This is a genomic window from Halobacillus sp. ACCC02827, assembly GCF_030291935.1.
Lineage (GTDB): Bacteria > Bacillota > Bacilli > Bacillales > Halobacillaceae > Halobacillus.
Map to the genome: position 1 here is coordinate 1,826,870 of NZ_CP128168.1, position 20,852 is coordinate 1,847,721.

23 protein-coding genes are annotated in these 20,852 nt (G+C 45.1%); 2 read left to right on the forward strand and 21 right to left on the reverse strand.

Features of this window, described 5'->3' with window-relative positions; translation table 11 throughout:
* Window positions 1–141 precede the first annotated feature (141 nt).
* The 15 genes from QRD89_RS09695 to QRD89_RS09765 all read right to left on the reverse strand — a co-directional run bounded on the left by QRD89_RS09695 (window position 142) and on the right by QRD89_RS09765 (window position 15,600).
* On the reverse strand, window positions 142–1,014 hold the full coding sequence (locus tag QRD89_RS09695) for a CvfB family protein (protein WP_008640035.1): 873 nt from the start codon (window positions 1,012–1,014) through the stop codon (window positions 142–144).
* Window positions 1,015–1,139: 125 nt separating this feature from the next.
* Window positions 1,140–1,226 (reverse strand): YjcZ family sporulation protein, encoded by an 87-nt coding sequence (locus tag QRD89_RS09700; RefSeq protein ID WP_008640034.1) that lies wholly within the window; start codon window positions 1,224–1,226, stop codon window positions 1,140–1,142.
* Window positions 1,227–1,309: 83 nt separating this feature from the next.
* The gene (locus tag QRD89_RS09705; protein ID WP_008640032.1) at window positions 1,310–2,299 is read right to left on the reverse strand and encodes an LLM class flavin-dependent oxidoreductase; all 990 of its coding nucleotides are present in this window, start codon (window positions 2,297–2,299) and stop codon (window positions 1,310–1,312) included.
* Between the two features lie 11 nt (window positions 2,300–2,310).
* Complete coding sequence (locus QRD89_RS09710; RefSeq protein ID WP_008640031.1) at window positions 2,311–2,691, reverse strand: PadR family transcriptional regulator; 381 nt, start codon at window positions 2,689–2,691, stop codon at window positions 2,311–2,313.
* A gap of 143 nt (window positions 2,692–2,834) precedes the next feature.
* Window positions 2,835–3,830, reverse strand: coding sequence for a zinc-binding dehydrogenase (locus tag QRD89_RS09715; protein WP_286096799.1), 996 nt, complete (start codon window positions 3,828–3,830; stop codon window positions 2,835–2,837).
* 169 nt (window positions 3,831–3,999) lie between these two features.
* Window positions 4,000–4,845 carry a LysM peptidoglycan-binding and 3D domain-containing protein gene (locus QRD89_RS09720; protein WP_026577402.1) on the reverse strand — a complete coding sequence of 282 codons (846 nt, stop codon included), beginning with the start codon at window positions 4,843–4,845 and terminating at the stop codon, window positions 4,000–4,002.
* Window positions 4,846–5,178: 333 nt separating this feature from the next.
* Window positions 5,179–6,798 carry an ABC-F family ATP-binding cassette domain-containing protein gene (locus QRD89_RS09725; RefSeq protein ID WP_008640025.1) on the reverse strand — a complete coding sequence of 540 codons (1,620 nt, stop codon included), beginning with the start codon at window positions 6,796–6,798 and terminating at the stop codon, window positions 5,179–5,181.
* 110 nt (window positions 6,799–6,908) lie between these two features.
* Window positions 6,909–7,121 carry a cold-shock protein gene (locus QRD89_RS09730; protein ID WP_026577401.1) on the reverse strand — a complete coding sequence of 71 codons (213 nt, stop codon included), beginning with the start codon at window positions 7,119–7,121 and terminating at the stop codon, window positions 6,909–6,911.
* Between the two features lie 75 nt (window positions 7,122–7,196).
* The gene (locus QRD89_RS09735) at window positions 7,197–7,397 is read right to left on the reverse strand and encodes a cold-shock protein (protein ID WP_008640023.1); all 201 of its coding nucleotides are present in this window, start codon (window positions 7,395–7,397) and stop codon (window positions 7,197–7,199) included.
* Between the two features lie 218 nt (window positions 7,398–7,615).
* Window positions 7,616–8,134 carry a superoxide dismutase family protein gene (locus QRD89_RS09740; protein WP_008640021.1) on the reverse strand — a complete coding sequence of 173 codons (519 nt, stop codon included), beginning with the start codon at window positions 8,132–8,134 and terminating at the stop codon, window positions 7,616–7,618.
* A 103-nt stretch (window positions 8,135–8,237) separates the two neighbouring features.
* Window positions 8,238–11,828 carry a dynamin family protein gene (locus tag QRD89_RS09745; protein WP_286096800.1) on the reverse strand — a complete coding sequence of 1,197 codons (3,591 nt, stop codon included), beginning with the start codon at window positions 11,826–11,828 and terminating at the stop codon, window positions 8,238–8,240.
* Between the two features lie 55 nt (window positions 11,829–11,883).
* On the reverse strand, window positions 11,884–12,933 hold the full coding sequence (locus QRD89_RS09750; RefSeq protein WP_286095154.1) for a C45 family autoproteolytic acyltransferase/hydrolase: 1,050 nt from the start codon (window positions 12,931–12,933) through the stop codon (window positions 11,884–11,886).
* Window positions 12,934–12,936: 3 nt separating this feature from the next.
* On the reverse strand, window positions 12,937–13,776 hold the full coding sequence (locus tag QRD89_RS09755; protein ID WP_026577398.1) for an alpha/beta hydrolase: 840 nt from the start codon (window positions 13,774–13,776) through the stop codon (window positions 12,937–12,939).
* Window positions 13,777–13,781: 5 nt separating this feature from the next.
* On the reverse strand, window positions 13,782–14,654 hold the full coding sequence (locus tag QRD89_RS09760) for a gamma-glutamylcyclotransferase family protein (protein WP_286095155.1): 873 nt from the start codon (window positions 14,652–14,654) through the stop codon (window positions 13,782–13,784).
* Between the two features lie 22 nt (window positions 14,655–14,676).
* Complete coding sequence (locus QRD89_RS09765) at window positions 14,677–15,600, reverse strand: P1 family peptidase (RefSeq protein WP_286095156.1); 924 nt, start codon at window positions 15,598–15,600, stop codon at window positions 14,677–14,679.
* 83 nt (window positions 15,601–15,683) lie between these two features.
* Between QRD89_RS09765 and QRD89_RS09770 the strand changes: the two genes are divergently transcribed.
* The gene (locus tag QRD89_RS09770) at window positions 15,684–15,959 is read left to right on the forward strand and encodes an acylphosphatase (protein WP_008640012.1); all 276 of its coding nucleotides are present in this window, start codon (window positions 15,684–15,686) and stop codon (window positions 15,957–15,959) included.
* Window positions 15,960–15,991: 32 nt separating this feature from the next.
* Here QRD89_RS09770 and QRD89_RS09775 read toward each other — a convergent pair whose 3' ends face one another.
* The 6 genes from QRD89_RS09775 to QRD89_RS09800 form a co-directional block, all read right to left on the reverse strand.
* Window positions 15,992–16,732, reverse strand: a complete 741-nt coding sequence (locus QRD89_RS09775) for an SDR family oxidoreductase (protein WP_008640011.1) — start codon at window positions 16,730–16,732, stop codon at window positions 15,992–15,994.
* 124 nt (window positions 16,733–16,856) lie between these two features.
* Window positions 16,857–17,096 (reverse strand): ferredoxin family protein, encoded by a 240-nt coding sequence (locus QRD89_RS09780; RefSeq protein ID WP_008640010.1) that lies wholly within the window; start codon window positions 17,094–17,096, stop codon window positions 16,857–16,859.
* Window positions 17,097–17,270: 174 nt separating this feature from the next.
* Entirely contained in the window at window positions 17,271–17,819 is a 549-nt protein-coding gene (locus QRD89_RS09785) for a histidine phosphatase family protein (RefSeq protein ID WP_008640009.1), read from the reverse strand.
* A gap of 262 nt (window positions 17,820–18,081) precedes the next feature.
* Window positions 18,082–18,285, reverse strand: coding sequence for a DUF6501 family protein (locus QRD89_RS09790; protein ID WP_026577395.1), 204 nt, complete (start codon window positions 18,283–18,285; stop codon window positions 18,082–18,084).
* 68 nt (window positions 18,286–18,353) lie between these two features.
* Window positions 18,354–18,965, reverse strand: coding sequence for an alpha/beta hydrolase (locus QRD89_RS09795; protein WP_286096875.1), 612 nt, complete (start codon window positions 18,963–18,965; stop codon window positions 18,354–18,356).
* Between the two features lie 101 nt (window positions 18,966–19,066).
* Window positions 19,067–20,098 carry an AbrB family transcriptional regulator gene (locus QRD89_RS09800; protein WP_026577393.1) on the reverse strand — a complete coding sequence of 344 codons (1,032 nt, stop codon included), beginning with the start codon at window positions 20,096–20,098 and terminating at the stop codon, window positions 19,067–19,069.
* Between the two features lie 47 nt (window positions 20,099–20,145).
* On the opposite strand from QRD89_RS09800, the gene QRD89_RS09805 reads away from it, so the two are divergent.
* On the forward strand, window positions 20,146–20,808 hold the full coding sequence (locus QRD89_RS09805; protein WP_008640004.1) for a GNAT family N-acetyltransferase: 663 nt from the start codon (window positions 20,146–20,148) through the stop codon (window positions 20,806–20,808).
* Window positions 20,809–20,852: the final 44 nt, after the last annotated feature.

The window sequence follows — 20,852 nt, forward strand, 5'->3', positions numbered from 1 at the left end:
CTTCTCAATTATAGTGTCAAGCATCCATTTAACTACTGAAGATACTTAAAGATGTATATTTATCTCCATAAAAAAAAGAACTTCTTTATCCTTATGGATGATTGAAGTTCTTTTTATATTGTTCGGAGTTGCTACTAAGTATTATTCCGAGTGGTGTTTGATGACAGTTTTACCATCTTTAAACTCAATTTTGGACTGTTTCAGCAGCTGTCCCAACGCCCGTTTGAAAGCTGCTTTGCTGATCTGGAACTGATTCCGGATGGCTTCCGGATCGCTCTTATCATTTAGGAACATGACTCCATCGTTTTCTTGGAGAAAATCATAAATGATCTCGGCATCTTCCTTCATGCTTTCCTGCTTCAAAGGTCGTAGAGTCAGATTAATGGTACCATCATCCTTTACGTCGATTACCCTTGCCGTTACTGTTTGTCCAAGCCGAGGCTCTTCCTTTCGCTCACTGGGATGAATAAAGCCTCTGTACCCTTCTCCTGTAAGGACTGCTGAACCTGATTTAGTCGCTTTATACACTCTTGCGGTCACTTCCTGGTTGATCAACGTTTCCGGCGCTTTCTCCAGATCGTCCATGACCTCTTGTTCCGATATTGGTTCTGCTACAAGGCGACCCTTTTTATCGGTTTCCAGACTGACGAACAAATAGTCCCCTTCTTTCGGCCATGCGGATTTCAGTAACGGGAGTTCATCGGAAGATACGAGAATATCCTTACCTTGAAGACCGATATCGACAAATACCCCCATAGGAGCCATGTACTCGACGACTTCTGCCCATCCATAGGAATCCCTTGTGACATCCGGAATATCCATCGTAGCTGTCTCGGTGCCTTTTTTATCCGTGTAAATAAAAGCATCAACGATCTGACCGATTTCCATCTCGCCCTGGATTTCTTCATCAGGTATGATGATTTCCTTCGTTCCGTCAGTGGCCGAAAAACCGCCGGTGATCTTTTTTAGGATCTCTAATTTTTGTATGGTTCCCAGATTTTTATTTTCGCTCATTTTATAGCCATCCTTTATAAACATAATACTCCCTATTATAGCTTACCTTACCCCGTTTTAAAATGGGCTCTTTATGTAAACGCAAACGAAAAGAGCGCGGCACTTGCCGCGCTCTACGCTGGTGATTAATACCACCAAGAAGCTCCTACAATAATGAGGAGAATAAACAATACGACAATCAACGCGAATCCTCCACCATATCCTTTACTCATTCCAAATCCCCCCTTTCTACTGTATATGCAGAAAGGGGCAAATTGGTTTGGGTGAATAATAATAGAGGGGTTCCGCGCATGGTTTACATAAGTTCGGCCAACAGTTCATAGGAACGCTTTTTCTTATTAAAGTCATAGATATTGGTAATCACTAAGAATTCTTCCGTTCCGTATTTTTCTGCTAAAAGGTCAAGCTCCCTTTTTACATGGTGAGGATCTCCTATAATGCAGCGACGCCTGTTGCTGCGAATCTTTTCCATCTCTTTCTCCGTGTACGTACGTGTGCTCGCTTCTTCTACAGAAGCGATTCTCGTTTCTAATCCTTTCTCCACTTCAAGAAGCCACAAATCCTGACTTGCTGCCAGTCTTTCTGCCTCTTCCTGCGTGTCTGCACAAACGACGAAAACACAAACGTTTACTTGCGGCATCTTTAAACTCTTAGAGGGGCGAAAACGTTCTCTGTAGGTACGAACAGCTTCCTCCCCTTTATCAGGACTGATAAAGTGCCCCATCGTAAATCCAGTACCATATAACGCTGCGTGCTTCGCTCCACGCTCGCTCAAGCCGAGTACCCACATAGAAGGTACTGTCTTCGTGGCAGGGCGAGCTGAAACTCCATAATACTCGTGTCCTTTAGGAATATCTCCATGAAGGAACTGCTGCAGCTCCTTTACCTGCCTGGAGAACGAGTGAAGCGGTTTTTCCATTCCATCCGTCAAAGCAAGCCTCGTCCTTTTTCCACCTCCAGGGGAACGACCGACACCAAGATCGATTCTCTCCGGATGGAATGCTTCCAATACCCGGAACGTTTCAGCAACTTTCAGTGGACTGTACTGCGGCAGGAGCACTCCACCAGATCCAACCCGAAGCCTTCTCGTAGAAGCCGCGATCTGACCGATTAATATCTCCGGTGAAGATCCCGCGAGGCCATTTGTGTTATGATGTTCTGCTACCCAATAACGGTGATAACCCAGTTGTTCCGTATGAACGGCAAGCTGAATCGTTTGCTGCAACGCTTCTTCTGCTGTCTGCCCTTTTGATATAGGACTCTGATCTAAGACACTCAGCCTCATGTGTGCCCCTCCTAACGGTAAACGTCGGACATAATCTTTTTCAAAATAAAAATCTGTTCCTCAAACAAAAGTTTATATCTCTTCTTCAATACGTCGAACTCTTCTTTCCCATCATCCGTAAGGCTGTACCAATACACCTTCTGACGTTTCCGGTCATGTGACTTATAGTCTTCCTTCCGGTATAATAACCCCTGCTCTGTCATTTCATGAAGGGTGTCAAGAAGTGTTGAAGGCGCCGGTACCCAATTGTTGGTTAACTGTTTAAATTCGGCCTTGAAATGCTCACTGATCATCGGTTGACGGAGTTGCAGAAGGTGCATAATATAGAACTTGGTGAACTGAGCAGCACTCATGTTCAAAGCAAATCGCTTCGGATTGTTTTTGTGTGACAATGGTTCCACCTCCATTGATTGCATTGCTTGTTACTATTTTACAATAAATGAGGGGTCTTTTGTCGACTATTACGCACATTCGTTCGCTTATTGTATGTTTTTTTATTTCATTCGGAGTTGCTACTAAGTTTTAAGTGGGATGATTATTGAAAACGGAAGCCGATTTTTCCGAAATTACCGCTGTTCTTTAAATACTCAAATGCCTCAACAGGTTGATCGGGCTTAAACAGCTTGTCTACCTGAGGATGAATGTCATTCTCTTCAATGAATGAAAGCATTTCCCGGAACTCCTCCGCACTTCCCATGGTTGATCCGAGAATGTTTTGCTGAGCATAAAAAAACTTCCGGATATCAATGGTTACTTCATCCTCCGTCGTCGCTCCAAAAGTAACAAGCGTTCCTCCTTTTCTCAGGACCTCCAAAGATTTATGGAATGTAGCCTTGCCGATGCTTTCGATAGACAAATCAATCGTTTCTTCCGCGAGCTCCTCTTTCCAATCGCTTTCTGTCATAACTGCAGCATCTGCACCGATCGAAAGCGCTGCCTCCAGCTTTTCTTTCGAACGGGATGTTACGATAACACGAGCTCCTTTCGCTTTGGCGAATTTAAGAGCAAAGGTAAGGACACCACTTCCGATGCCGGGTAACAACACCGTCTGACCTGCTTTAATTTGCCCCCTGGTCACTAAAGCGCGGTAGGCTGTAAGAGCAGCTAATGGAAGAACTCCGGCTTCTTCGAAAGATAGATGCGACGGTTTCTTTTCTACGTGTGCTTCGGAACAGCAGTAATATTCAGCAAATGCTCCATGATCCGGCAACCCTACAATTTCAAACCCTTCCGGAGGATATTCGCTTTTCTTTTCCCAACCGAGACCAGGATTAATAACTACTTCGTCCCCCTCTCGAAATCGCTGTACATCCTCTCCAACCGCTTCGATAACTCCCGAGGCATCAGATCCGGGAATTAATGGCGCATCCGTTCCTTTATGCCTCTTTGTAACCACAGCTACATCTCTTCTGTTCATACCTGCTGTATGTACCTTAATTAATACATCCTTACCTGTCGGCCGCTCCATATTCATTTCCTTATATTGAAGACCTTCCAAACCATCTTTTCGTTCGTGGACAATTGCTTTCATAATTAACGTACCCCTTTCCGTGTCAAGATGCTATTAGTCTACCAAGAAGGAACCGTGGATCCAACTATATTGACTCCAAAATAAAAAGCCCTTTGTCGGTGATAGACAAAGGGCTTGATATTATAAAAGATAGAAGATAGCTGTAAAAAGAAGGGGCAATACTTCCGTTTTAGTCAGCTAGAACTTGAACTTTTACTGTCTTGCGTCCGAAATCAAGTGCAGAAGCACGATCCTTCATGTAAACATCAATTTTGTTTCCGTTGATAGCTCCGCCGGTGTCTCCAGCAATCGCTGTACCATAACCTTCTACATACACCTTAGAACCAAGCGGGATAACGTTAGGGTCAACGGCGATTACTTTAAGGTCAGGATTCGCTTTCAAGTCGATTCCTGTTGCCGTTACACCGCTGCATCCAGCACAGTTTGCTGTGTAAGCAGTAGCAGAAGCAGTGATTTCTTTGACTACATCATTGCTTGTACCTTTATTGGAAGTGTTTGTCTGAACAGCTTCTTTGGTACTCTCTTTAGGTGCGCTTGCCTCTTTAGGTGCGCTCGTTTCTTTCGGCGCGCTTGCTTCCGGCTGTTCCGTTGTGCTAGGAGCAGATGCTTTCGGCTGGACAGATGCCTGACCGTCTACTTTGAATTGGTCACCAGGGTAAATGAGGGTGGAAGATAGGTTGTTCCACGCCATCAACTGATCTACGGAAATATTGAATTTTTGGCTAATGGCGAACAACGTATCTCCGGACTTCACTGTGTACGTGGATGCGTTCGAAGATTTAGGAGATGTAGAGTTCGTTGCGTCATTGGATACTGTTAACGTTTGATTAGGATAGATGATATTAGAATTCAAGCCGTTCCAAGATTTCAAATCATTTACAGATACGTTATGTTTTTGTGAAATACTCCAAAGGGTGTCACCCTTGTTGATACTATATTCTTCGGCACTGACAGATGTCGCAAATGCACCGGTAAGTGCTACGGTAGCTGCAACAGAAAATACGGTTTTTTTCATGAGATTCTGCCTCCTCTTGTTTGGTCGATCACCTTCGTACTTGCCCCGTGATCAGGTCACATTTACAAGAATACCAGAATCTTCATGGATTTTAAGAACAAACAAGCAACAGTTTGATTGCAAAGATAACATCTATATTTCAGTCCCATTACAAAAAGGGCATTCGTAGCATGAAAATGCCAAAAATACCCTCATAGAGCCTTTTATCGACAGAATTTACGGAATATATTTTCTTTTTTCTTACATTATTGATACCACGACTGTAAGAAATAAAACATAATTTATCAAAAAAAAGCACCTGTCTTATTGCTAAGAACAGATGCTTTCTCTCTATTAAGCGTACATTTTTTTAACTTGCTTTTGAACTTCCGCATCTTCCAGAAACTCATCATAGCTCATCTCTTTGTCTACAATACCGTTAGGAGCCACTTCGATAATGCGGTTGGCAATCGTCTGAATGAACTCATGGTCATGGGAAGCGAAAAGGATGGAACCTTTAAAGTTAATCAACCCTTTGTTCAATGCTGTAATAGATTCCAAATCAAGGTGGTTGGTCGGTTCATCCAACAGAAGAACGTTCGAACCGGAAAGCATCATTTTGGAAAGCATACAACGTACTTTCTCTCCCCCAGACAAGACTTTCGCCTTTTTCAACGCTTCTTCTCCAGAAAACAGCATCCTACCGAGGAAACCACGCAGGAATGTTTCTGTTTCATCCTCTGGCGAATACTGGCGCAGCCATTCAACAAGGCTGAGCTCCGAGCCTTCAAAGAATTCAGAGTTATCCTTAGGGAAATAGCTTTGTGAAGTTGTGATCCCCCACTTATAGGTTCCTTCATCCGGTTCCATTTCACCCGTCAGAATTTGGAACAACGTCGTTTTCGCCACTTCATTGGAACCGACGAAGGCAACTTTATCATCTTTGTTCAAAGTGAAGCTGATCCCGTCCAGCACTTTGACGCCGTCTATAGTTTTTGTAAGGTTTTCTACCGTCAACAAGTCATTCCCGATTTCCCTATCCGCTTGGAAAGCGATGTAAGGATATTTCCTTGAAGAAGGCTGAATATCATCTAATGTAATTTTCTCCAGCAGCTTCTTCCTGGACGTCGCTTGCTTCGATTTAGAAGCGTTCGCACTGAAACGAGCGATAAATTCCTTCAAATCGTTAATCTTTTCTTCCTTTTTCTTGTTTTGTTCCTGAGCCATTTTGAGAGCCAGCTGGCTGGATTCATACCAGAAATCATAGTTGCCTACATAAATCTGGATCTTACCGAAATCAAGGTCTGCAATATGTGTACAAACATTGTTCAGGAAGTGGCGGTCGTGGGATACGACAATGACCGTATTTTCAAAACCGATGAGGAAATCTTCCAGCCATTGAATCGCTTTAATGTCCAGGTGGTTGGTAGGCTCATCCAGAAGAAGGACATCCGGATTTCCAAAAAGAGCTTGTGCAAGAAGCACTTTCACTTTATCAGAGCCCTCCAGCTCACTCATCTTCTTCTCATGAAGATCTTCATCGATCCCAAGCCCCTTGAGAAGGCGGGCAGCATCAGAATCCGCTTCCCAACCATTCATTTCAGCGAATTCTCCTTCGAGTTCCGCTGCACGCATACCGTCTTCTTCGGTGAAGTCGCCCTTCATATAAATGGCATCTTTCTCTTTCATCACTTCATACAAACGGGCATGTCCCATAATAACGGTTTCGAGTACGGCGTAATCGTCATATTCGAAATGGTTCTGCTTCAAGACAGCAAGGCGCTGATCTTTCTTCAGCGATACTTCTCCCGTCTGCGGTTCGATCTCCCCGCTCAAAATTTTCAGAAACGTTGATTTCCCTGCACCATTCGCACCGATAAGTCCATAACAGTTACCAGGCGTGAACTTTATATTGACATCTTCGAACAGCTTTTGATCTCCGAAACGAAGACTCACATTGTTTACATTCAGCATAAATTAATCCTCCAGTGTTAACGTAGTAGACCATTAAGAATTATAACATTCATCCCCTCGGAATGAACAGAAGAAAAGAAAAGCGATTGCTCCATGGCAACCGCTTTTCTTTATGATTGGGATTTATAGTAGAGACTGTTATTTTCCACAACCTGAAGGACTTTGTTTTCTTCCTCCATCGGGCTGCCGCACATAGGACACTTCTTATCATCATTCGTTCTAAAGTTATCTCTCATCCAACAGTTACAATCATCGGATGTACACACCCAGATTTTTGTATCTTCTTCTTTGATTTCAGCCTGGTTTTTTTTACCGAAAGCCATGATGTAGCCTCCTTTAGACTTGAAATGATATAAAAGAGACTGACCCGAAAAGCCAGTCTCTTTATATTTGTGTTTTTATATTTTTGTTACGTTTGCAGCCTGTGGCCCGCGGTTTCCTTCTGTAACTTCAAACTCTACAGCTTGACCTTCTTCAAGAGATTTGAAGCCTTCTTCGTTGATCGCGCTGAAGTGTACGAATACATCGTCTTCGCCCTCAACTTCGATGAAACCGAAACCTTTTTCCGCGTTGAACCACTTAACTGTACCTGTTTTCATAGGGATGGATCCTCCAATATTTCTAAAATTAATATGCGTTCATTCATGAAAATCACATATTATGAAAAGTACCCTAAAAAGGATCACTCTTTATAACATGTATTTTCTTAAATTTGGCAAATGGAAACCTTGTCTAAACTATACTATGACTCACCGGTGAAGTCAAGTATAGACGCCTCGCGCCCCTGCTTATTACATTATATCCATGAAGGCGTATTTTATTCCATTCTTTCTATAATTCCACAAGCAATTCTCTTTCCCGCGTTTCCACTCGGCTGCGATTGGTAATCGTCGGGACCTTGATGGATGATGATCGCCTTACCGATCACATCCTCTACTCGAAAACGATCGGTAAAGAAAATCATTCTCGCTCTGCCTTCATTGGAAAACAGAACTGGAAAATCACCTGCGTGGTTTCCATGAGGCTCATTGTCCGGATTCCAGTGGCCTCCCGCAGATGCAAAAGGTTCTTTGCCATCTCCGATCTCACAAACACCTTTTTCATGGATGTGGAACCCGTGCGGGCCGATTTGTGCTCCGTTCTTCGACGCCTGGAAAGCCGGCAGTCCTTCTACTTGAACAAAAACTTCCACGCCGTAAGGCATCTGATAGAATTGAACCGCCCCTTTTAAGTCCGGAGCAAGTGGACTTGCAAGCAGGGACGCCTGTGCCGTTTCAGATGCATACGTCTGACGATACATGCCTTGTCCCTGATAAGGATGGGAATATGGATACATATATACGTCACCTCCCTTTCCTTAGCATTCTATGCTGATTGATCCATCATCATGAGTTTATTATAAAAAAACGGCCCCCGTCAGACGGCAGACCGTTTCTCATTTATTTTAATTGCTTATAAACTGCTTCGAGATGGGCTACATCAATAGGGTTTTCCAACGGGTACAACAGTCGGTCAAAACTATCCTGCGTCTGATGCATCCACTCGCTCTGGAGTTGCATAAACAATTGGTCCCACTGCTCTTGGTAATGCCTGGTTACAATGCCGCTTTGGCCACCGATCGAATCGCTTAATGCATCTCTAATATAGGAGAGAAGCGTGTCCCTCAGTGCTTCTTTTTCATTACGTTCGAAGAAGGCTCTCGTGCTCTTGACTGCTTTTTTCGATTCTTTCTCGGCTTGCGGATCGATGTGAAGGTCGGCATGAATGGCTGGGAGAGGAACATCCGGCCATTCCGGCTGTTCTAAGTGGATACTTTCTTTGACCTGTTTAAGATCCTGATTAACCTTCATCATGTGGCTGGCAGTTAACTCCCTGAGTGTCTGTTCCATCCGTAGACATACAGCTTTCAGTTCCTGATTCAATTCAAATTCCACCGCTTCTGCATGTTTCCGGTATGCTTCTAAAACCTGTTCTCTCATATCCTGCCCCCTGCCGTTGATTACGGCAGGATTGAAAAACTGTTTAAAGAAATCGTTGTAATTAAGCAGCATCCGCTCCTGGACATAATGCAGTTGCTTCGCCACTTTATTACGAACCGCCTCTTTCGCTCCAACCGGCTCCTCCTTATGGAACAGAGCCAGCGCAGAAGCCTTTTGTCTTTCCAACAACCGTTTCTCTTCTTTCCTTTGTCCTTCATTCATCCGGCTCGTTGATATAAACGCCTCGACCATCTGCTTAGCTGTTGAAACATCCGCTTCCATCGATTGAATCAAAACGGAAGCAAGCTCTTCATTAAGAAAACTTCGAAACTTTGCTTCAAAAGCTTCCATTCCAGATGACAAATGTTCCTTCTGTTGCTTTTCTTTCAAGGCGAGCAGGCTTGAGACGGAATAGAGCCGCGGTTTACGGATTTGGAAACCAAGCAGCTGCTCTTTCATGTACATCTCGACCTGCTGAAGTTCCTCCTCGGACGCTGCTAAATCTGCCGCATTCAAAAGGAAGAACATCTTATCCATGGCAAAACTGTCCTTCACCCTGCCGAGCTGCGTCAAAAAGGATTGATCCGCTTGAGAGAATGGGTGGTTATAATAAGTAACGAACAAAACAGCATCTGCATCCTTAATGTATTTAAAACTAACATCTGTGTGCCTTGCATTTACGGAGTCTGCGCCGGGCGTATCAACAAGCGTGATTCCCGCCTTTGTCCAAGCACAATCATAAAACAATTCCATGGATTCAATGAAGCAGGACTTCTTTTCATCTGCTACGTAACTTGTAAACTCGTCAAAGGGAGCTTCCATGCGTGCCCCCAAATATTCCCTCATCTCATGGTAGCCTTGCATGAATGCCTCCAGGAAAGAAAGCTGCTTCTGGTCCAAAAGATCGCTCTGCGTCCCTTTCTGCTTTACTTCCTCATATAGAAGATCGAGTGTCTCTCTCTGAAGCCCCATCCGTCTCCTGATATCCGCAAGGTCTTCCATCATCTCTTTTTCATTTTTAACGTACACATCAAGCGTCCGATCAGGTTTTTCTATAGACGGTGGGGAAATCTTATTAATCGTTGCCGTTGTTGGATTCGGCGATACAGGCAGGACCGATTCACCAAGCAGCGCATTGGCAAAAGACGATTTCCCTGCACTGAATGCGCCGAATAAAGCGATGGTAAAGGATCGGTTCTTGAGTCTTTCCCGCTTCCTTTGCAGTTGTTCACGGAGACTTTGGAGTCCATCGAGCGGTGCAATGGCATTAATCGTCCGGTCGACTCGTTCTAGCGTTGCATGCATCATACTGGAGGAAGATGTGCGATCCTGATCGGAAAAATCCTCCCCAGCTTCTGTTTCCTGTCGACTCTTCCGCGTGATCCTCACTCCCGCCGTTTCACCTTTTATCCGCTTCCTTCTGTTCTCTAAATCCTTTTCCACCTTCGCTTCTACACTGGATGTGATACTTCCCGTGAAATGGGATCGAAGGCTGTTTTCATAGGACTCGATTTCCGCTTCCTGCGAACGTATTGTTTGATTAATGTGCTGAATTTCTTCATAAGCGGCAAACGCTTCTTCGTGTTTGTCTTTCCATTCCTGCTGCTGCCTCTTAAGTGCTGCCTCCCATTCCCTTTTCCATGCACCGACATAAGTTTTCATTTCCTGTCGGATATCTTTAGCGATTTGATCTGTATAAAGCAGCACATATGCGCCGGTAACGGATGCACCGCTTTCCACTAAAGAACGAAGTCGCTCCTTAGGATATTGGAAATCCATATTCTGTACCTGACTCACCAATTCTGGTGCACGCAGGCCTTGTGTATCGATGATCGACAGCATCCGTTCCCGCAGAGGCCATTGCAGATTCTCTTGAATGGATGCGTTCAATTTTTCATAAAATGTTTCTTCCCGTCTTTTTCGTTCCTCCTCCGTTTTCTTCCCGGAGAAAAGAAGGCCTACTTTAAAGTTCGGCTGCAGTGCCTCGAGAAAAGCTTCTGCGTATTCCCGAAGAGAACTGGGCATTAAATACGCATTAGGAAGGAAGTTCAAGATACGTTCCTCAAATGTTTCCATTCCTCTGTTTAGAAGGTCTTCTGTCTCATGGAAGATACCTTCGTCCACAGGGCTGTTTTCCACTTGATCCAACAGCGTCTGCTTCCGCTCTTTTAGATCTGCGAGGAAGGAGGAACGTTCTTCCTTATATGTACGAACGCTTTCCTCCATGATCATTTCGGCTTCCTTCACGGCCTGATGAGAACCTTTGGAAGGACCGAGGTCAAAAAGGGCACGGAAATGTTGAGATAGTTCTGCCCAATCACTCTCCGGATGGGACGAATCCCGCATTGTCGTATAAAAAACAGCTTCCGGATGAATCCCCCATGTTTTCAGGGCTGCCTCGATGCTCCGTTTGTAAGATTCGAACGTCAACTCTTCTTCTTTGTGTTTATCGATCTGATTAATGACGAGAGAAAAGGGTTTCTTTCTACGCTGCATTTCGTCAAGAAACTGCAGATTAACTTCAGACTGGACGTGGTTGTAATCCATCACGTAGTACATGTAATCCATTTTATGCAAAGAGGCTTCCGTGATCAGTCGATCGGCATCATTAGTAGAGTCCACTCCTGGTGTATCAACAACAGATACATGGGAGGGCAGTCCTCCTTCCGGCCTCTGAATCGTCAGTTCCTTCACCGCATCTCCATCTCTGCATAAATCCTTTACCATATCCATAGAAATTTTTTCTTCATAACATACAGGATCTTCCTGATCAAAAAATACAATTGTCTTTTCTGACCCCGTTTTTAACCGGACAATGTTTGCACTGGTGGGGATGGGACTGGAAGGGAGCAGTTCATGGCCGAGAAGGCGGTTGATCAGCGTCGATTTACCGGCTGAAAAATGGCCGGCAAAGCCGATTATTGTTTCCTCTTCCTTCACCTTTTCTATCAAGTCCAAGAGTTTGACAGCAGAGGCTGCATCCCCTTCCTGAGATAAATAGTCGTACACATGCATTAGTTGGTCTAATTTAGAATCCGTCATCGTTGTCATCTCCAAACTCCTTTTCCCGTACATTCTCCCATCATTTTACTCTGAAATCGCTCTCTTACTCAAGAGGGAAATCATCGTTGTACGGGATGGGCTCCTGTGTATCCAGATGCCCAAGGACTTTTTTTACACGGATTCTTTTACCGTTCATGAATTCTCCAAAGTCGAAAGAAACCCCGCTGGTATCCCCGCCCAAACCAAAACGAACGATTTTATCTCTGGGTTGATAACTGCATGTATGGATGGTTCCGGACCACTGAGAATAGCGTTTTGAAAATATCGGTCCTGTCGTATCGTTCAAAAAGCGGAAGGCCTCTTCTCCGTTCATTCTTTTTTGCGCATCCATGAGATGACCTAGACGCTCATGCGAATCAGATAAGTGCCTTCGGTTTTCATTTTCCAAATGAAGAAAATGATTGGTACAAACTAGTGCCTCATGAATGCGGACACCTCGCGGGGAACCTTCAATGGTTTTTGTCACACCATTGCAATCTGTTACCACGTAATTAAAGGAGTGGCGGTGAGGGAGCCTCTTCAGCATGTCGACGGCCTCTTCTGTCGTTCTGCACGTCTCAAGTATGATTCTGGTCAATGTGCAGCAAATAAACCCGTCACCAGGATGAACACGGTTGACAAAGTTGTAGCCGATACACAATCCGTAGGCGTTCATTCCATCCGTACGACCTAGAATTCTCTGTCCGGGTCCGATGGTGGGAGTCCCTTTTGTTGGAGCATAAATAAGAAACCTGCCTTCATATGTTTTCGGATGATAGTCATAATTTCGTGTAAAAAAGGAATCGCCTGTCAAAATCGAACAGCCGGACTTATCCCATTCCTGCTGCCACCCGCTGTATTCGTGCACGACATCATCCACGGACCATTTAAGTCCCTCTGCGAGACCGAGCAGTTCTTCCCATAAAGGAGGAAAAAACTCATCCAGCAAATGCTTGACCACTGATTTTTCAGACTTATAATGCCGAACGGAACGAGGACGCCGGTTCTTATGGTAGTTCAAAAGACGGGACGATTGTAACCCGCGGCCCTGTTCATATCCGAAATCCCCGTATCCCCCCCGAAAAGCAAAAACGTCCGTATAAATATCCTTCATGCTTTACTGTTCCTCTGCATGACGCCCTGCAATCACGCGATGGAGATCAGAATGATGAAGGATATGGTTATGGTCAACCCCTGGAATCAGCAGGACGTCCAATCCCCACGTCTCCTTCACCCAATTCTTAAGGAGTGGATGAACAATAACCTCATCCTCATCACCGATAAAGATGGAAACGCGATCTTCCATGCCGGAAAACAGATCGTTGACGATCTTCTCCGGAAACCTCGACAGAAGCAGGCGGAAACTTAGTTTCAAACGGTTGCTGTAATGGAATTCATCTGGTATCTCTGCGACATGCGCATCATCAAAGCGGTGTATGTTCATTTTGTGAAGCGCTACGAGAGCAATCATTTTCTTGTCATGAATGACGTAATCGACATCTGTTTCGGGCTTCCCTTGTTCGGTAGCATCGTCATGATAGACAGGAAGGGTTGGATGGAAGAAGGGAGCAATGAATAGATACTCCTCTGCTATATCCGGATGGAGATCCATCAACCTCAAAATATTCGCGCATCCCATGGAGTGGCCTGCAAGCACAATCCGCCCGTATCCCTGCTTCCGAATGAAGTGGATAAAATCTGATAAATCGTCATCATATTGTCCCAAATAGTCAATATCCCCTCTTTTTCCTTTCTGGTCGTATCCTCTAAGGAGGGGCAGGAAGACATCTGCCTTTCGCTTACAGAAAGATGCGAATTTCTTGTGGTGATCCAGTTCAGCTGTAATTCCATGAATCATAATGATCGCTTCTTTGTTACCGGGTGAACGTTGGAATGCTATATAGGGAAGAGAAGAGAAATCCCTTGCCCTGTAGTGGGACCAGGTCGCCATAGTCATGAATGTCAGCTCCTTTTCAGCAAATAATCACGGAACTCTTCACCGCAAACTTCTTCTGCAAATCTCTTTTCTATTTCATCCACATACGAACGTGATAAATACCGCCCGGCACCCCTGTGGATTTCTTTTGCATAATGGAAAGGGGGCGCACTCTCCGGCTGTTTTTCCCTGACTGTGAATGATAAAGCTTCCACTTGGTTTCCGGAAGCAAGGGCGACAGGGAGTACCATCGGTCGATAGCCGCCCCTGTCGACACCTTCCCTCCTGTAAAGGTATTGTCTTGCTTCCTCGTTAATCTCATACACGACACCTTCAACAATGCCTTCTGCTTCTACAAGATCTGCCCTTGCTCCGTCGGGAAGAGGGTATGTGAATCCAAGGCGGTAGCCCTTCGCCGATCCTCTTCCGGTAACGTTTTGAAATAGACGATCGACCCCATGTTTTGCGAATCGTTCATCATCCATACAGGAACCGTAAGCAAAATAATAGCAGGAGCCCCCGTTTACCAACAGGCGGTGGACTTTCCAATTGCCGGATGCTACTGGTTTTCCCAATGACTCTTCAGAAGCGACATAGACATATGCTTCTTCCTTTCCACTGTCGGTCCAGACAGGAAGGCTTTTTCTTATAAAAGTTCCCTTATCCGTTTCCGGATCATATTCCTCCAAAGCATCGAGAGAAACAAGGTCTCTTTCATCGACCTCATACAACTCCCCATATGTCCAGGCTCCTGGCTCCTCCACAAGCAGCGGATAATAGGATTCTCCTTCATATAGCCTTCCGTTTACACGTGCTTCCTTTGCGAGAAGGGGCGCCTGAGACAACACATGATGGTTTTCCATCCCTGTCATCAAGGATCCATAAACAAATACAAGCATGGGTACCCTCTCCGTTCTTTTTTTAGTGTTCAAATGCCCGAATCACAGCTTTCTCAACAGCGAACGCAGCCATCGCCCCGAGTCCGTTAACATCACATGCTACTTCATCCCCGTGCATGGTAAAAAGCGTATCCCCATCTACATAGGTATGAGATGGACGGATGGTTCTAGCCAACCCATTATGGGAGATGGATGCAAGTTTATTAGCTTCCGACTTATGTAACGAAGCATTAGTCAGAAGAACGCCGATCGTCGTATTCCCTTGGAAGGAATCAGTGACTGGTGCCGTGGAGACGTTATTCATCAAATGTGTTTCCGTCCGCAGAAATTCTCCATTTTTATGCAGACCGGCAACTATTCTTCCCGTGCCTGGGTCAACCACATCACCAAAACAGTTTACTGCGATTACCGCTCCTACTTTCACCTTTCCAGATTGGAAAGCATAACTTCCGATGCCGCCCTTCATGCTGTTCTCTCTCCCAAAGAGCTTTCCGACTGTCGCTCCAGTACCGGCACCGTATCTTCCATTGCTGAAGGGAGGGTTCTCCCACGCTATCCGTGCCGCTTCATAGCCCATGGCTGCATCGGGACGGACAGCAGGTCGGGACGGATCAATATCATATAAAATAGCCCCCGGGACAATGGGGACCTTCACCGGGCCTGTCTCAAACCCAATATGGTGTTCTTCCAGCCACTGCATGACCCCGCTTCCTGCAGAAAGACCATATGCGCTTCCTCCAGCAAGAAAAAGCCCATGTACCTTTTGAACCATATTTTCCGATCGCATTAGATCCGTCTCCCTCGTTCCAGGAGCACCACCACGGACGTCAACCCCAGCGACCGCCCCTTCTTTACTCAGGATGACGGTGCACCCTGTTGTACCGGTGTTATCTTCCGTCTGTCCTATAAAAAAATCGGATACGTTCCTGATATCTATTTCTTTCATCCAGCAACCTCCTGTTGTGTTTCTATTTGATCCTTTCAGGGAATCAATATCACTGAAGCCTGTAAAGAAAGGGGTAAGACCATATGAAACGAAAGAGGCTGACGATCCACGGGAGAGTCCAGGGCGTTGGATTCCGGGCAGCAGCAAAGCAGAAGGCTGATTACCTCGGCATATGCGGGTGGGTGAAAAACCAGCCGGACGGGACCGTCTTAATGGAAGCAGAAGGAGAAGAAACGGTACTTAACACTTTTGTCGATGAGATTTCCAAAGGTCCGACGCCCTTCAGCTCCATCCGTCATATCGACCAGGAAGACCGGGAGGATTCTAAGCAGCATAACAAATTTAAAGTCATTCATTAAAAGACCGCAGTTCCGCTGCGGCCTTTTTTTCATTATTTCTGGTTCATCGGGCGAACAATAATTTCATTGACGTTGACCGAAGCAGGTTGACTTACCGCATATCCTACAGCTTTGGCAATATCATCCGCTTCCAGCGGCTTCATGCTGCGCTCCTTAAACATCTCAATCACATCCCCGTCTGTAATGTGATCCGTCAATTCCGTTTCCACCGCTCCAGGGGAAATATTCGTGACACGGACACCCGTCTTCGACAATTCCTTCTCCATCCCCATAGAAAGTGCCTTTACTGCATATTTTGTTGCACTATACACAGTACTCGACGGGAAAACTTCATGACCTGCGACCGAAGAAACATTGATAATGTGTCCAGTATTCTGTTCGATCATTGTCGGTAGGGCTGCATGGATTCCGAACAGTACACCTTTGATGTTTACATCCACCATTTGTTCCCACTCGTCCACGTGATCATTCTTGAGAAAAGACAACAGCATGACACCAGCATTATTTATCAGGATATCTACACTACCGAATGTATCCTTTGTCGTTTGAACAAGATTTTCGACATCTTCCCGCTTCGTCACATCCGTTTCTACAACCTTCGCCTCAACTCCATGCTCCGATTCGATAGCATCGGCCAGTTTTTTCAGACGCTCAGATCTTCGGGCAGCAAGAACAACGTTTGCCCCGTTCGATGCGAGTTCATGAGCGATCGCCTTTCCAATCCCACTGCTCGCTCCGGTTATGATAACTGATTTTTTTTGTAGATTCGTCAAGATCCCTACCTCCTAAGTAAGTACAGTTCTTTATGTATCTACCCGCATAAAGGGAAAAGTATGCACCGGGAGGTATCAAAAAAACCGCCTCTCTATATAGAGAGGCGGTTCCTGGTTATGTTACTTACTGTTCTTCAAAGAACTTGCGGTTAATTTCGATGTATGGGGTTTCTTCTTCCGGTACCTCGTCTTCAATGTAGATTGCTTCTACCGGACAAACGGCTTCACATGCACCACAATCTATGCAAATCGCAGGATCGATATAGAACATATCTTTCCCTTCCTCGATACAATCAACCGGGCACACATCCATGCATTCTCCCGCTTTTTCATCTTTACATGGGGATGTAATTACAAATGCCATCGATTTTCTCCTCCTTTACGAATAGAGTTCGTGTGCTTATATTACTATATTCACCGATAATGGTTAAGATAAACACCACCATCTATAATAACGATTTTATCGAAAAATCGCAATTCCTGTAATCATTCGACTTTCTTCGCGTGCGCGTGAAAAAAAGAAGACGATGCCTGGGCATCAGTCCTCCCATATCCGCTCGACGGTATATTCCCCTCCAAACTTCTGAACGAGGAATACATCCGGGCGCGTCAGCCGCTTCCATTCATAGAATCCAATTTCGCGTTTATACTTTTGAAGAAGTAAAGCGAGCAGATTCCCGTGTGTCACAAGGAGAACGTTCCCACAATCCTCTTGCTCCAATTCTTCGATGAGGGAGAGGACTCGTTTCTTCGCTTCCTTCGAGGATTCTCCTCCGGAAAGCTTAAGTTCAGGATCCTGGAAGGTATCATGCAGAACTTCTTCCCAGTCATTGAGTGGTTCATGGCTTAATACTCGTTCTTCCAACCGTTCGTCGGTTTCCACCTCTAGCCCTTTCTTTCTGGCATAGGGTTTAATTGTTTCAACGGCCCGTAAAAAAGGACTGGAGATGATTCGGTCTACTTCATGACCGGCGCGGTCAAGGAAATAAGCAAGTGTTTGTGCCTGCCTGATGCCCTGTTTCGTCAACGGCGAATCTTCATGCTGTCCTTCTGTCTCACTATGGCGAACGACTATCAATTTATCCATAAAAAACTCATCCTCCCCTTCCATCAGCTTACCTTCATTATCGCCGATGAATCGAGTGTTTACAAGAAAAGTTGGTGAATTGTTTCACTTTATATACGGACTTTCTGGTATAGCTTCATTAAAACAGCAAACCAGTTCCTAACTATGGAGGGAACGAAGTCTGTCTCTCCACCAGATATTAGGATGTCCAGCTTTTTCCTGCAGTATTCTACCGGCAACATAAAAAAACCAGAAAGGTTTCGCCCTTCCTGGTCTTATCTGTTTATACTTCCTTAAAGTATTCTTTATAAAATCCGCCCATGCGGCCGGAATTATCGATGACAAAATAAAATTCTTCGCTCTCATTTTTGACATCATATACTTTTCCAGGTGTTAATACATTGTGGACGACAAATTTCTTGGCGTCGTTGTGAATACACTCCACCTGTTTTGTTGTTTCGTTTTGTTCCCATGTCTTATGAATCATGATCCAACCTCCTCGCTGCTTGCGTGTCTTCTATCATACAACGAACAAAGAGACTCAACAAGAGGTTGTTAAAATGTCCGCTTATACCATTCCGAAGCAGCCTTCACTTCATTAGCCGTCAATTGATGTCCCATCTGCTCCCAATGCTCCTCAACTTCCGCTCCTGCTTCCTCCAACAGGTTTTTCAAATCTTTTGTTTCCTTCGCGGGGCAGATCGGATCATTTTCCCCTGCCCCGATAAATACCGGAAGGCCGGGGTGTTCAGGAAGTTCGATTTCTCTTCTTGGTACCATTGGGTGGAAGAGGATGGCTCCTTTCAATGCTTTTTCATAGTGGAATAGAAGACTTCCCGCTATATTCGCACCGTTGGAATAACCGACGGCAATAACCTCTTTACGATCGAAACCATAATGATCTGCTGCTTCATCGAGGAATTGATTCAGCTCTTCTGTTCTAGCGACCAAATCCTCTATATCAAACACACCTTCTTGAAGTCGTTTAAAGAAGCGAGGCATTCCGTTTTCTGTGACGGTTCCACGGACAGAAAGAACCGCTGCTTCCGAATCAATCATCTCAGCTAACGGAAGGAGATCCTGTTCTGTACCACCGGTTCCGTGCAACAATAGCAAAACGTTACCCGATGGGTTGGCCCCTTCTTTATAAATATGTTTTCTGTTCATCATAGTACCCTCCTTGAGTTTAATTTACATAATATAAATACAGTTAATTGTAAGTGTTATTCTTACTTATATTATCTTTAATTCGAGACAATGTCAAAATACTACATACGTATATGCCTTTCCATCCGTTTAAATAAAAGCGGCAGAACGAGTACAATAGTCAATAACCGAATGGTTTGAAGCGAGCTTACGACGGCAGGATCTCCTCCCGTCTGGCCGGCGGTAATAGACATTTCCACTAATCCTCCAGGCGCCAGAGCAAGGACGGACGTGACAATATCGACACCTGTCCAGAATGAAAACAAAAAGGCAAACAGGATCCCTACAGCGATTATGAAAATAGAAAGAGATAGAAAGTAGAAGCAGCTCTTACCTGCACGGACAATCTCCCTCGGCATGATCGTATGGCCGAGGTACGTCCCTACCATCAGCTGAGAAGCTGAAAATAAAGAGGACGGGAGCGAATACAGGAAGAGCCCGGAAGTCTGAATGGCCCCAATAACAATCATAGGCAGGACGACGAGCCCTGCGGGTATCTTATGCTTTCCCTTCATGCCGATGAAGAATACGAGAATGTAAAAGAGGACCGTCCACAAAGGCCCGTCGACGGAAAGGGAATAATCAACCGCGGCGGAATTTTCTCCCCCCCACATATGGGTGACAAAAAAAGGTATAATGAATAAAACACTCATGAGACGCAGCGTATGAAAGATTGTGACAAGCCCGCTGTTCCCTTGCAGCGATTCACTGATAGCGATCATTGCAGATAAACCACCGGGAGAACTTCCGACCATACTCGTCGTTTTATCCATTCCCGTCCGTTTCGATATCCCCAACCCGATGACGAGGCAGATTCCTATCATTAGAAAAGAAAGCAGCGCATATGGAAGCATATATGGGAAAATACTCGTGAACGTATCGGAAGTAAACGTATGGCCGATTTGAATTCCCAACAGGACAAAGGCAATATCTCTTGCTAATGGAAACGTACTGCTTTCCATATGGAAAAGGGATTTAGCAAACACAATGGCCGTCACAGGACCGAGAATGAACGGAATTGGAATGTGGAGCAGCTGGAACATACAACCGCCTAAAAGAGCAATGGCATAGGTGGAGAGTGAAGGATACCTCATGTTTCCCTCCCCTTTCAAATTTTAAATTTTATTAAAGAGGTGTTTTTATGAATAAATGGCTCTACGGATACGATAAGATGAAAAAAAAGTACAGACACATTCATATCAGACCTTATGAAGAAAAGGATTTCGAAACGTTGATAAACATTCAGAAAAAAGCATTCCCTCCCCCGTTCCCCTCTGATTTGTGGTGGACCAAAGAGCAATTGAGTCAGCAGCTTGCCGCTTTTCCCACCGGTTGTTTATGTATAGAAGTGGAAGGAACGATCGCTGGTTCCATGACGGCGATGCAAGTACACCTGGATGATGACAAAGACCATACTTGGAAGGAGATCACAGCAGACGGCTCCATGGAGACGCACGACCCGGAAGGGGATACTTTATATGTCGTCGACTTGTGTGTCGATCCGGACTTCCGTTCCCTCGGACTCGGCAGACAGTTGACACAGGCCATGTATGAAATCGTTATTCAGTTCGGGCTGACCAGGCTTGTAGGGGGCGCACGGATGCCTCTTTACCATAAATACAGCCACGAATGGACAGCAGAGGAATATGTAAATCTCGTTATAGCTTCTGAGATACAAGATCCTGTGCTTACTTTTTTGTTAAAGTCCGGGCGGTCTCCCATCCGGCCTGTCCCAGGTTATTTGGAAGATGCGGAATCCTGCAACTACGGTTTATTAACAGAATGGAAAAACCCCTTTCTCTGAATTCTTGTAAAAAGGACAGCCGGTATCCTCTAATCAGGATACCG